Raw genomic sequence first — 12,407 nt, forward strand, 5'->3', positions numbered from 1 at the left:
GCTCAGTCCTCCCACAACTGCACGGTTTTCAGGATGTCGCGGCGGTTGGCCTTCTTCGCCCCGAACATATTGGTGTCGGAGCTGCCGCTGCAGCCGCTGCCAAAACTGAAGCCGCAGCCGGAACGCTCGGCGAACGCGTCGCTCATGGCCTCCTCACGGTGAGCGCTGGGCACCACGAAACGGTCTTCATAGTTGGCGATCGCCAGGTAGCGGTACATCTCCTCGACCTGGCTCACGCTCAGTCCGACATCCTTGAGCACTTGCAGGTCCTGGACCCCGTCCACCTGTTCGGAGCGCTTGTAGGCGCGCATCGCCAGCAGGCGCTTGAGGGCACGCTTGACCGGTTTCTCGTCGCCGGCGGTCAGCAGGTTGGCCAGGTAACGCAGGGGAATGCGCAGGCTATCGACATCCGGGATGACCCCGTTCATGCCCACGGTGCCGGCGGCGGCCGCGTTCTGGATCGGCGACAGCGGCGGTACGTACCAGACCATCGGCAGGGTGCGGTATTCCGGGTGCAACGGCAGCGCGAGCTTCCAGTCCACGGCCATTTTGTAGACCGGCGAGCGTTGCGCCGAGTCGATCACCGACTGCGGTACACCGTCTTCCAGCGCCTGGCGAATCACCGCCGGATCGTTGGGGTCGAGGAAGATCTCAAGCTGCTTCTCGTACAGGTCTTGCTCATTGGCAGTGCTCGCCACTTCGCTGATGCGGTCGGCGTCATACAGCAGCACACCGAGGTAGCGAATGCGCCCGACACAGGTTTCGGCGCACACCGTCGGCATCCCGGCTTCGATACGCGGGTAGCAGAAAATGCACTTCTCGGACTTGCCGCTTTTCCAGTTGAAATAGATTTTCTTGTACGGGCAGCCACTGATGCACATCCGCCAGCCGCGGCACTTCTCCTGGTCGATCAGGACAATCCCGTCTTCCTCACGCTTGTAGATCGCCCCGCTCGGGCAGGACGCCGCGCACGCCGGGTTCAGGCAGTGCTCGCACAGGCGCGGCAAATACATCATGAAAGTGTTTTCGTACTCGCCGTAAATGTCCGCCTGGATCTTGTCGAAGTTCTTGTCCTTGCGCCGCTTGGCAAACTCGGTGCCGAGGATTTCCTCCCAGTTCGGACCCCATTCGATTTTCTCCATGCGCTTGCCGGAGACCAGCGAACGCGGGCGCGCAGTGGGCTGGTGCTCGCCCAGCGGCGCGGTGTGCAGGTGCTGATAATCGAAGTCAAAGGGTTCGTAGTAGTCGTCGAGGCTCGGCAGGTCCGGGTTGGCGAAAATGTTCGCCAACACCCGGAACTTGCCGCCGATGCGCGGGTTGATCGAACCGTTGGCGTGGCGAACCCAGCCGCCCTTCCACTTGTCCTGGTTTTCCCACTCTTTCGGGTAACCGATCCCGGGTTTGCTTTCGACGTTGTTGAACCAGGCGTATTCCATGCCTTCACGGCTGGTCCAGACGTTTTTGCAGGTGATCGAACAGGTGTGGCACCCGATGCACTTGTCCAGGTTCAGCACCATGCCGATTTGTGAACGAATCTTCATGACAACTCCTCAATCCATCTCGGTCGGCAGGGGGCGCGGCAGGTCATCGCCAGTCGAACCATCGAGCCAATCGACCTTGGCCATCTTGCGCACCACGACGAACTCGTCGCGGTTGCAACCGACCGTGCCGTAATAGTTGAAACCGTAGGCTTGCTGGGCATAGCCGCCGATCATGTGGGTCGGCTTGAGCACCACCCGGGTGACCGAGTTGTGATGGCCGCCACGGGTCTTGGTGGTTTCGGCACCTGGCACGTTCACGATCCGTTCCTGGGCGTGGTACATCATCACCATGCCTTCCTTGACCCGCTGGCTGACCACCGCCCGCGCCGTCAGGGCACCGTTGACGTTGAAGCATTCGATCCAGTCGTTGTCCTCGATACCGGCACGCTTGGCGTCGATTTCCGAGAGCCAGACAATCGGTCCGCCACGGCTCAGCGTGAGCATCAGCAGGTTGTCGCTGTAGGTACTGTGGATGCCCCATTTCTGGTGCGGAGTGATCCAGTTCAGGACGATTTCGGTTTCGCCGTTGCTGCGCTTGCCCTTCACCCCTTCGATGGTCCGGGTGTTGACCGGCGGCCGGTAACTCATCAACTGCTCACCAAAGGCCTGCATCCACGGGTGATCCTGGTAGAACTGCTGGCGACCGGTGATGGTGCGCCATGGAATCGCTTCATGAACGTTGGTGTAGCCGGCGTTATAGCTGACGTGATCGTCTTCCAGGCCTGACCAGGTCGGGCTGGAAATGATCTTGCGCGGCTGCGCCTGGATATCGCGGAAACGAATCGCCTCATGGGCCTTGGACAGGGCCAGGTGGCTGTGGTCGATACCGGTGAACTCCGACAGCGCGGCCCAGGCCTTGACGGCAACATGGCCGTTGGTTTCCGGGGCCAGGGACAGAATCACCTCGGCGGCATCAATGGCCGTGTCGATCTTCGGCCGCCCCTGGCTGATCCCCGCCTCGCCTTCGCGGTAATTGAGCTCACCAAGGAATTTCACTTCCTCCTCGGTGTTCCAGTTGATGCCCTTGCCGCCGTTGCCATGCTTCTCCAGCAAAGGCCCCAGGGAGGTGAACTGCTTGTAGATGTTCGGGTAGTCGCGCTCCACCACCTGCAGGTTCGGTGCGTTCTTGCCCGGTTGCGGCGCTACGCCGGCGCTTTTCCAGTCGGTGCCGCCAAAGGGCTGGGCCAGTTCGCCGACGCTGTCATGCATCAACGGCACGGTGACCAGATCCTGCTCAACGCCCAGGTGACCGACCGCCATGCTGGAAAACGCCTTGGCGATGCCCTTGTAGATTTCCCAGTCGGAACGCGATTCCCAGGCCGGGTCGATGGCTGCCGACAACGGGTGGATGAAAGGGTGCATGTCCGAGGTGTTCATGTCGTCTTTTTCGTACCACGTGGCCGTCGGCAACACGATGTCGGAATAGACGCAGGTCGAGGACATGCGGAAATCCAGGGTGGTGACCAGGTCGAGCTTGCCGATGGCGCCCTCGTCCACCCATTCGGCTTCGGTCGGTTTACAGTCGCCAACCTTGCCGATGTCTTCGTTCATCACCCCGTTCTTGGTGCCCAGCAAGTACTTGAGCATGTACTCATGGCCCTTGCCCGAAGACCCCAGCAGGTTGGAGCGCCAGATGAACATGTTGCGCGGGAAGTTGACCGGGCTGTCGGGCTGTTCGCAGGAAAAACGCAACGAACCTTCGTGCAACGACTTGACCACGTAGTCTTTGGGCGCCATGCCGGCCGCAGCAGCGTCACGGCAAATATGCAGCGGGTTGGTGTTCAACTGTGGCGCGCTCGGCAACCAGCCCGCGCGTTCGGCGCGGATGTTGTAGTCCAGCGCATGCTCGGGAAACTGGCTCTTGTCCGCCAGCGGCGAGAGCACGTCGTGCATGCTCATCTTCTCGTGGCGCCACTGGGAACTGTGGGCATAGAAGAAGCTGGTGCCGTTCATCTGCCGTGGCGGACGGCTCCAGTCCAGGCCGAATGCCAGGGGCAGCCAGCCGCATTGCGGACGGAGTTTTTCCTGGCCCACGTAGTGCGCCCAGCCACCACCGGTCTGGCCGACGCAACCGCAGAGCATGAGCATGTTGATCAGCCCGCGGTAGTTCATGTCCATGTGGTACCAGTGGTTCATCGCCGCGCCGACGATAATCATCGAACGGCCACGGGTCTTGTCGGCGTTGTCGGCAAACTCACGGGCGATCTGGATCGCCTTCTCGCGGCTGACGCCGGTGATCTGCTCCTGCCAGGCCGGGGTGCCGGGCACAGTGGCGTCGTTGTAGTCCTTGGCCACGTTGGCACCGCCCAGGCCGCGATCGATGGCCAGGTTGGCCGCCGACAGGTCGAACACGGTGGCGACCTTGGCCTGGCTGCCATCGGCCAGGGTCAGGCTGCGCACCGGCACACGGCGATACTGCACGGCGTCGCCGGCGACGTGCTGGAAGTACTCCTGGGATTCACCGGCGAAATACGGAAACGCCACTTCCGTGACTTCGCCGCCGATCAGGCTCAGGGTCAGGTCGATCTCGCGGCCCTCGCCGCCTTCTCGAGCCTGGATGTTCCACTTGCCCTGCTCGCCCCAGCGATAACCGATCGAGCCGAGCGGCGAGACCAGTTCGCCGCTCGCGTCGAGGGCGATGGTTTTCCATTCCGGGTTATTTTCCTGGCCGAGGTTGTCGGTCAGGTCCGAGGCCCGCAGGAAGCGATCCGGTTGATAACCGGCGCCAGGTGCCACGCCGAGCATCGGCTTGAGCAGCACCAGCACCGGCAGGTCGGTGAAGCGTTTGGCGTAGTCGGTGAAATAGGCGCTCGGTTTGTCCAGGTGGAACTCTTTGAAGATCACATGGTTGAACGCCTGGGCCAGCGCCGCGTCGGTGCCCTGCTTGGGGTTGAGCCACAGGTCGGTGAGCTTGGCCACTTCCGAGTAGTCGGGGGTGATGGCCACGGTCTTGGTGCCCTTGTAGCGGACTTCGGTGAAGAAGTGCGCGTCGGGGGTACGGGTCTGCGGAACGTTGGAGCCCCAGGCAATGATGTAGTTGGAGTTGTACCAGTCGGCCGATTCCGGCACGTCGGTCTGCTCGCCCCAGACCATCGGCGAGGCCGGCGGCAAGTCGCAGTACCAGTCGTAGAAGCTCAGGCAGGCGCCGCCGATCAGCGACAGGTAACGGGCCCCCGCGGCATAGCTGACCATCGACATGGCCGGAATCGGCGAGAAGCCCACCACCCGGTCAGGCCCGTATTGCTTGACGGTGTAGACGTTGGCCGCGGCAATGATCTCGTTGACTTCCTCCCAGTTGGAACGGATGAAGCCGCCCATGCCGCGCTTGCTCTTGTAGGAGTCGGCCTTGGCCTTGTTCTCGACAATGCTGGCCCAAGCTTCCACCGGCGCCAGGGTCTGGCGCGCCTCGCGCCATAACTTGAGCAGTGGCTTGCGGATTTTCGGGTACTTGAGCCGGTTGGCACTGTAGATGTACCAGCTGTAACTGGCCCCCCGTGGACAGCCGCGCGGCTCATGGTTGGGCAGGTCGTTGCGGGTGCGCGGGTAATCGGTCTGCTGGGTTTCCCAGGTGATCAGGCCGTTCTTCACGTAGATCTTCCACGAGCAGGAACCGGTGCAGTTCACCCCGTGGGTGGAGCGCACGATCTTGTCGTACTGCCAGCGCGAGCGGTAGACATTCTCCCAGTCGCGGGACTCCTTGCGGGTCTCCCCGTGGCCATCGGAGAACTCGCCTTGCTTGCGATTGAAATACCGCAGTTGATCCAGCAAATGACTCATGGTGCTTTCCTCTCAGGCTTGCTGCGGGGTTCTATGCCCCGCCCATGCAAGGTTTGGATTCGGTTCATGTCAGCAGGGCGTCGCCGCACCTTTACGGGCGTACCACCACCAGGTCACCACAATGCAACTCAGGTAGAAGCCGACGAACATGTAGAAGGCCATCTCCGGGCCACCGGTCTGGGCCATCGACGTGCCAAAGGATTTGGGAATGAAGAACGCACCGAAGGCGCCCATGGCCGAGCTGAACCCCAGGACGGCGGCCGACTCCTTGCCTGCATTTTTCAAGGCTTGCTCGCGGATCGCTGGCGCCTTGCCGGCCGCGGCTTTCTCATGCAGGGTGCGGAAGATCACCGGGATCATGCGGAACGTGGAGCCGTTGCCCACGCCGGTGGTGATGAACAGCAGCATGAACATGCCGAGGAACCCGTAGAAGTTGCCGCCCGTGCCGTTCTGCGGCAGGAAATGAAGGACCCCGAACACCATCACGATCATCAGCACGAAGTTCCACAACGTGACCCTCGCACCGCCGAGCCGGTCCGCCAGCCAGCCGCCCAATGGCCGCACCAGGGCGCCTACCAGCGGGCCGAGGAAGGCAAATTTCAGGGCGACGACCTCGGGAAAGGCGGTCTTGATCAGTAGCGGAAAGGCCGCGGAAAAACCGATGAACGAACCGAAGGTGGCCAGGTACAACCAGCACATCAGCCAGTTGTGCTTGCGCTTGAAGATCACCGCCTGCTCGCTGAACGAGGCCCTGGCGCTGGACAGGTCATTCATGCAGAACCAGGCCAGCACGGTCACGACAACGATGAAGGGCACCCAGATGAACCCGGCGTTCTGCAACCACAGCTGGCTGCCGTCTTCGAGTGTCTGCGGTTGGCCGCCGAGGAAGCCGAACACGCCGAAGGTGATCACCAGCGGCACACAGAACTGCATGACCGAGACCCCCAGGTTACCCAGGCCGGCGTTCAGGCCCAGGGCCGTGCCTTGCTGGGACTTGGGGTAGAAAAAGCTGATGTTGGACATGCTCGAGGCGAAGTTGCCGCCGCCGAAACCACACAGCAGGGCAATCCACACAAACACGCTGTAGGACGTGCTCGGGTCCTGCACGGCGAAGCCCATCCACAACGCTGGCAGCAGCAACGAAGCGGTGCTCAGGGCGGTCCAGCGGCGGCCGCCGAAGATCGGCACCATGAACGAATAGAACACCCGCAGGGTCGCACCGGACAGCCCCGGCAACGCCGCCAGCCAGAACAGCTGGTCAGTAGTGAAACTGAAGCCGATGGCGTTCAGGCGCACGATCACCGTGCTCCAGACCATCCACACGGCAAACGCCAGCAGCAGCGCAGGGATGGAAATCCACAGGTTGCGCGTCGCCGTCTGTTTACCGCTACGCCCCCAGAACTCGGGGTCTTCCGGGCGCCAGTCATGAATGACCGGCCCCTTGTCAGGCTTTTGCAGAACGGACATGGTTGTCTCCTTGGGCAATGCTGGAAATCCGGGGCGCGGCCGCCAGTGCTGGCTTGCCGAGCAGTGGGCGTTGGCGTATTTCGCTGAGGTACATCCAGGCCAGGGAGACCCAGACCACGCCGTACAACAACATGAAGCAGGAGGAGCGCACGCCGGTCAGGTCCACCAGCGCACCGAACAGAATCGGCAGGACAAAGCCGCCCAGGCCACCGGCCAGGCCGACGATGCCGGACACCGCGCCCATGTTTTTCGGGTAGTCGTTGGCGATGTATTTGAAAACCGAGGCCTTGCCGAACGCGAAGGCGATGCCCATGACGAACAGCAGCACGGTGAACAGCGCAGGGTTGAGGCCGATGTGGAAATCCAGCGGGCCGTTGACGGTTTGCACTTGCAACTGGGTCTGCGGATAGGACAGCAGGAACAGGCAGATCCAGCTCACCCACAGTACCCACCAGGTCACGCTCTGCGCGCCCCAGCGATCCGACATCCAGCCACCGACCGCACGCAGCACCCCGCCCGGCAAGGAAAAGCAGGCGGCCAGCAGCGCGGCGCTTTGCAGGCTGAAACCGTATTCCTGCACGTAGTACCGGGTCATCCACAACGCCAGGGCCACGTAGCCACCGAAAACGATCGAGTAGTACTGGCAATAGCGCCACACCGCCGGGTCTTTCAGCGCGCCCAGTTGCTCACGCAAACTGGCGCCCGAGGCACTGCGATGCTGTTTGTTGTCGGCACTGAGAAACCAGAACAGTAGCGCGGTGATGAACAGAATCGCGCTGAAGACCTTTGGCACCAGCTGCCAACTGCCGGCGGCAATCAACGCCGGAGCGAGAAACTTGGTCACCGCGGCCCCGGCGTTACCCGCACCGAAGATGCCCATGGCAAAGCCCTGGTTGTCCTGGTCGAACCACTTGGCAACGTAGGCGATGCCGACCGAAAACGAACCCCCGGCCAGGCCGACGAACAGGCCCAGGACCAAAAACTGCCAGTAGGCCGTGGCATGGCTGATCAGGTACAGCGGCAACACGCAGGACAGCATCAGCAGGAAAAACACGCTGCGTCCGCCAAAGCGGTCGGTCAAAAGCCCCAGCGGCAAGCGTGCCAGCGAGCCGGTCAGGACCGGGGTGGCGGCCAGCAGGCCGAACTGGGTTTCGTTGAGCTGGAGCAACTCCTTGATCGGTACACCGAGCACGGCAAACATCATCCACACCATGAAGCACACGGTGAAGGCCAGCGTACTCATGCCCAGCACCAGGCCCTGTCGTACACGCGGTTGGGTCATCTCGCTCTCCAGTCAATTAGCCATGGCGGCAGACTAGAGAGGCCAACCCCGCAAAAACTTGATCAGGATCAACGAAGCACCGGGGCCCGCAGGCCTATGCTTGTGCTGCCTACCTCCAAGGAGGTAGTCCGAAAAAACCTGTAAACCCTTTGTTTATCAGCATCTTGCCGTTTCGCCTCAAGGCCATTGCTGACATCGAGCGGTCGACAACTCTTTAGAGGTAGTGCGCCAGGGATCGGCGGCAACACCATCGCCCGTCACCCCCTGGAGTTCTGCATGGCCGGTTTTCCTGTGTTTGCCCAAGGCCCGCGCCCATGATCCGCTGGTTGCGCAGCTCCCTGCCCGCGCGCGCCGGGCTGGCGGTGATCCTGATTGCCGTGCTCGCCCTCGCCAGCTCCCTGAGCGCCGGCCTGATCGCCTGGTTCAGCCAGGGCGACGCGGCGGCCATCAACACCGCAGGCTCGGTGCGCATGGAGACCTATCACCTGAGCTGGAAGCTGGCCTCGGGGGCCAACGCCGAAGAACTCACCCGGATTGCCCAGAGCCTGCAACAGCGCCTCGACAGCCCGTCACTCAAGGCCGTGCTGGAAGACGGTGCCAATCCTGACCTGCAACGCAGCTACCAACAGATCCAGCAAGACTGGAACGAGGCACTGCATCCGGCCCTGATCCGTGGTGACGGGGCAACGTTTCAGGCCGGCGCCCTGCCCTTCGTTGAGCAGCTGAACCGCTTCGTCAGCCTGTTGCAGCGCCAGAGCGAGCACAAGCAAACCTGGCAGCAGGTGATCCAGGGCGTCGCCCTGTTCACCACCATGATCATCCTGCTGATTGGCCTGTACGAACTGCAGTACAGCGTGGTCACTCCGCTGGAGGAGTTGGTGGAGGCAACCCAGCGCTTTCGCCGGGGCGACTTCAAGGCCCGGGTCAACTACCGGTCCCCGGATGAGCTGGGACAGTTGGCCATGAGCTTCAACGCCATGGCCGAAACCATCGAAGAGTCGCACCGCACCCTGGAGACCCAGGTCCTGCAAAAGACCCTGAACCTGCAACAGGCCAATGCCGCCCTGGAGCTGCTGTATCAAAGCAGCCGCAGCCTGGCGACACGCCTGGCCAACGCCGAGGGCCTGGATGAACTGATCCGGCGCTTCCAGAAGCGCCTGCCCGGGCTGCGCCTGTCGCTGTGCCTGCAAGGCCAGTTGCAGGCCCCTGCCCAGCAATTGCTCGCCCTGCATGGCGCGCGCAACCGCGAGGTCTGCGCCAGCAGCAATTGCGCCACCTGCCAGAAGCACCAGCAGCCCCACCCGATCACCCTCAGCATCAGCAACCAGGGCAGCGAACTGGGCGAGCTCAAGGCCCACTTCATCGATGGACACGCACCACAAGCCTGGGAAACCCAACTGATCCAGGCCCTGGCCAACCTGATCGGCACCTCGCTCTCGCTCAAGCGGCAACGGGAACAGGATCATCGCCTGTTGTTGCTCGAAGAGCGCACCATCATCGCCCGCGAGCTGCACGACTCGCTGGCACAGGCGCTGTCGTACATGAAGCTGCAAGTCAGCCGCATGCAAACCCTGATGCGCCGGGGCGAACCGGTCGAGACCCTGGAAACCGTCACCGCCGAACTGCGCGAAGGGCTGAACAATGCGTACCGCCAGTTACGCGAACTGCTGACCACCTTTCGCCTGCAGATTCACGACGCCGGCCTGGTCCCGGAACTCAAGGACACGGCCCAGGAGTTTTCCCGCCGGGGAGAGTTCCAGGTGCACCTGCATGTCGACAGCCTGGCCTTCGAACTGTCGGCCAGCGAGCAGATCCACATCCTGCAGATCACCCGCGAGGCGCTCTCCAATTGCCTGCGCCATGCCCACGCGCACAATGCCTGGTTGCAACTGCGCCAGGACGGCGAGCATGTGCGACTGTCGATCGAGGACGATGGTCGGGGCTTCAGCGGTAGCTACGACCTGCGCGAGCACCACGGCCTGAACATCATGAACGAACGTGCCCGCAGCTTGCGTGGCCAGTTGCAGATAGTGTCCCGGGAGCCCCAGGGCACCCTCGTCCAGATGGAATTCCGACCGGAGTTTCTCGGACAACCCACAGAAGGTAGCGTCACATGAACCCGTCCCCGCAATACCGAATCCTGCTGGTAGACGACCATCCGATGATGCGTCGCGGCATCCGTCAGATGCTCGAACTTGAAGATGATTTCCAGATCGTCGGCGAAGCCGGCCACGGCGAGGAAGCCCTGGCCATGATCGAGCCCCTGCAACCTGACCTGGTGCTGCTCGACAACAACATGCCGCAAATGAATGGCATCGAAACCCTGCGGCGCTTGCGGGCCATGAACTGCAACGCCAAGGTGCTGCTGTTCACGGTGTCCGATGCCGAAGACGACATTCGCGACGCGTTGCGCCTGGATGCCGATGGCTATCTGCTCAAGGACATGGAGCCCGAGCTGCTGATTCAGTACATCCGCGATGCCTTGAACGGCGCCTTGGTGATCAGCCCGGGCCTGACCCGGGTCATGGCCCAGGCGCTGCGCTCGCCTCCACGCCAGGCCGAGGTCGAGCTGACGGAGCGCGAGCGCCAGGTACTCAAGACCATTGCCAGCGGCTTCAGCAACAAGGTGATCGGCCACAAGCTGGGCATCACCGAAGGCACGGTCAAGGTCCATGTGAAGAACCTGCTGCACAAACTGGGGCTGCGCTCGCGCGTCGAGGCGGCCGTGTGGGCCATGGAGCATCTGCGCAACGCCGGCTGAGGGCCATGCCCCTTTGGAGGTAGGCCGGCAGAGGCATAGGCCATGACGGCCGCGCGTTCTACCATGGCCGGTAGCGGAGGTACGCCATGCTGACCCACCCATCCACCGTTTCAGTCTTGCGTCGTCATCACCTGTTCAAGCAACTGCCGGACAAGGTCTTCGAGGAGGTCTGTGGCCTGGCCACGCTCAAGCGCCTGAGTTGTCACAGCACGCTCATGCACCAAGGGGACCCGGCCAAGCGTTTTTTCCTGCTGGTCAGCGGTCAGGTCAAGCTGTACCGGATCACCGGCGACGGCCAGGAAAACCTGGTGGAAATCGTCCAGCCCGGACAGACTTTTGCCGAGGCCCTGCTGTTCAGCCAGACCCGCTATTACCCGGTGAGCGCCACGGCGCTGAAGGACAGCGTGCTGGTGAGCATCGAGGGCAACCATTACCGCAATGCCCTGGAAGACCAGCCGAAAGTCTGCCTGGCGATCCTGGCGAGCATGAGCATTCACCTGCATCAGCGCCTCAAGGACATCGACACCTTGACCCTGAGCAACGCCAGCCGGCGAGTGATCAATTTTCTGTTGCAGGAGCACGACCCGGACAACGGCCAAGTCGTGTTGCAAGTGTCCAAACGCCTGGTGGCCTCGAAGCTGGGCATCCAGCCGGAAACCTTCTCGCGGATATTGCATCGCCTGGTGGAGAGCGGCCTGATCGCCATGGAGCGGCGCACCATCCGCATCCTTGCACAGGACCTGCTGGCCACCCACCACCTCTGACGCGCGCGGGCCGACTTGACCATCATCAAGGCGCCCGGCGCACAGCCTTGCACACTGGCAGGGTCCATCAGCGGAGAGCCTTCATGCCCCCATCCACCCTGCCTCTGGTTTACGCCTGCTCAGGCTGTTCCAACGTTGCCCAACTGGCCAACACCCTGGCTGTACGCCTGGATCGCCAAGGGCTTGCCGAAATGTCCTGCATCGCCGGAGTCGGCGGGCATGTCAGCGCCCTGGTCAACAAGGCACGTTCCGCACACCGGATCCTGGCGCTGGACGGCTGCCCCCTGCAATGCGTCGAGAACTGCTTGAAGCAACATGGCCTGCACGCCGATGTGCACCTGATTCTCAGCCATTACGGGCTGCGCAAGCGCTATGGAGAGGATTGCACGGGGGTGGAGTGTGATGAGTTGTTTGAAGAGATCAAAGGGTTGATTGCCAGTGATGCCCGGCAGTATTGAAGCCCACAGATTGGAGCCTGCTAAAACGGCCTGCCGGGAAAAACAAATCCAATGGAGGCAACTGCCTTTATCACACAGCCCGCTCTCGCCAAGGAGCCGGGATGCCGAACACTAGCCCCGTGGCTTGCTCGCGCTGGGCTGCATAGCAGCCCCAAAACCGGTAACCGAGATCTTTCTGGTAAACCACAATCACCTGGTCAGGGCCGCTGCGCAGCCCAGCGGGAGCAAGCTCCCTCGCCACGAAGGCCGCGCTCACGCTGGCGTGGAAGGTGTACTTCGCAGCGAGGCTGTCGACGGTCATCGCAAAACCCTGGATGCCGAACACAGCCCTGTGGCGAGCGAGCTTGCTCGCGCTGG

General features: G+C 62.4%; 9 protein-coding genes. 4 read left to right on the plus strand and 5 right to left on the minus strand.

The window, feature by feature from the left end:
- Positions 1-2: 2 nt before the first annotated feature.
- The 4 genes from narH to AC3WQN_RS10845 form a co-directional block, all read right to left on the minus strand.
- On the minus strand, positions 3-1,541 hold the full coding sequence (narH, locus tag AC3WQN_RS10830) for a nitrate reductase subunit beta (protein WP_095082495.1): 1,539 nt from the start codon (positions 1,539-1,541) through the stop codon (positions 3-5).
- Positions 1,542-1,550: 9 nt separating this feature from the next.
- The gene (locus AC3WQN_RS10835; RefSeq protein ID WP_103399283.1) at positions 1,551-5,318 is read right to left on the minus strand and encodes a nitrate reductase subunit alpha; all 3,768 of its coding nucleotides are present in this window, start codon (positions 5,316-5,318) and stop codon (positions 1,551-1,553) included.
- 69 nt (positions 5,319-5,387) lie between these two features.
- Positions 5,388-6,785 carry a NarK family nitrate/nitrite MFS transporter gene (locus tag AC3WQN_RS10840; RefSeq protein WP_095143420.1) on the minus strand — a complete coding sequence of 466 codons (1,398 nt, stop codon included), beginning with the start codon at positions 6,783-6,785 and terminating at the stop codon, positions 5,388-5,390.
- Positions 6,763-8,067: an MFS transporter gene (locus AC3WQN_RS10845; RefSeq protein ID WP_103399284.1), complete on the minus strand. Its 1,305-nt coding sequence runs from the start codon at positions 8,065-8,067 to the stop codon at positions 6,763-6,765. The genes AC3WQN_RS10840 and AC3WQN_RS10845 overlap by 23 nt, the downstream gene beginning before the upstream one ends.
- Before the next feature lie 314 nt (positions 8,068-8,381).
- Here AC3WQN_RS10845 and AC3WQN_RS10850 point away from each other — a divergent pair, with 314 nt between their 5' ends.
- From AC3WQN_RS10850 to AC3WQN_RS10865, 4 genes are all read left to right on the plus strand, one after another.
- Positions 8,382-10,184 carry a HAMP domain-containing protein gene (locus AC3WQN_RS10850; RefSeq protein WP_103399285.1) on the plus strand — a complete coding sequence of 601 codons (1,803 nt, stop codon included), beginning with the start codon at positions 8,382-8,384 and terminating at the stop codon, positions 10,182-10,184.
- Complete coding sequence (narL, locus tag AC3WQN_RS10855) at positions 10,181-10,828, plus strand: two-component system response regulator NarL (RefSeq protein ID WP_095082486.1); 648 nt, start codon at positions 10,181-10,183, stop codon at positions 10,826-10,828. The genes AC3WQN_RS10850 and narL overlap by 4 nt, the downstream gene beginning before the upstream one ends.
- Positions 10,829-10,914: 86 nt before the next feature.
- Positions 10,915-11,592: a Crp/Fnr family transcriptional regulator gene (locus tag AC3WQN_RS10860; RefSeq protein WP_103399286.1), complete on the plus strand. Its 678-nt coding sequence runs from the start codon at positions 10,915-10,917 to the stop codon at positions 11,590-11,592.
- A gap of 83 nt (positions 11,593-11,675) precedes the next feature.
- Positions 11,676-12,050, plus strand: a complete 375-nt coding sequence (locus tag AC3WQN_RS10865) for a putative zinc-binding protein (protein ID WP_103399287.1) — start codon at positions 11,676-11,678, stop codon at positions 12,048-12,050.
- A 70-nt stretch (positions 12,051-12,120) separates the two neighbouring features.
- On the opposite strand, the gene AC3WQN_RS10870 is transcribed toward AC3WQN_RS10865, so the two are convergent.
- On the minus strand, positions 12,121-12,407 hold a 287-nt coding region (locus AC3WQN_RS10870; RefSeq protein ID WP_492606940.1), incomplete at its 5' end, for a hypothetical protein.

The organism is Pseudomonas sp. FW300-N1A1 (genome assembly GCF_058789115.1).

Bases quoted from the DNA above. Each gene is read 5' to 3' on its own strand.
- narH (WP_095082495.1), bottom strand. From the start codon at position 1,541: ATGAAGATTCGTTCACAAATCGGCATGGTGCTGAACCTGGACAAGTGC.
- AC3WQN_RS10835 (WP_103399283.1), bottom strand. From the start codon at position 5,318: ATGAGTCATTTGCTGGATCAACTGCGGTATTTCAATCGCAAGCAAGGC.
- AC3WQN_RS10840 (WP_095143420.1), bottom strand. From the start codon at position 6,785: ATGTCCGTTCTGCAAAAGCCTGACAAGGGGCCGGTCATTCATGACTGG.
- AC3WQN_RS10845 (WP_103399284.1), bottom strand. From the start codon at position 8,067: ATGACCCAACCGCGTGTACGACAGGGCCTGGTGCTGGGCATGAGTACG.
- AC3WQN_RS10850 (WP_103399285.1), top strand. From the start codon at position 8,382: ATGATCCGCTGGTTGCGCAGCTCCCTGCCCGCGCGCGCCGGGCTGGCG.
- narL (WP_095082486.1), top strand. From the start codon at position 10,181: ATGAACCCGTCCCCGCAATACCGAATCCTGCTGGTAGACGACCATCCG.
- AC3WQN_RS10860 (WP_103399286.1), top strand. From the start codon at position 10,915: ATGCTGACCCACCCATCCACCGTTTCAGTCTTGCGTCGTCATCACCTG.
- AC3WQN_RS10865 (WP_103399287.1), top strand. From the start codon at position 11,676: ATGCCCCCATCCACCCTGCCTCTGGTTTACGCCTGCTCAGGCTGTTCC.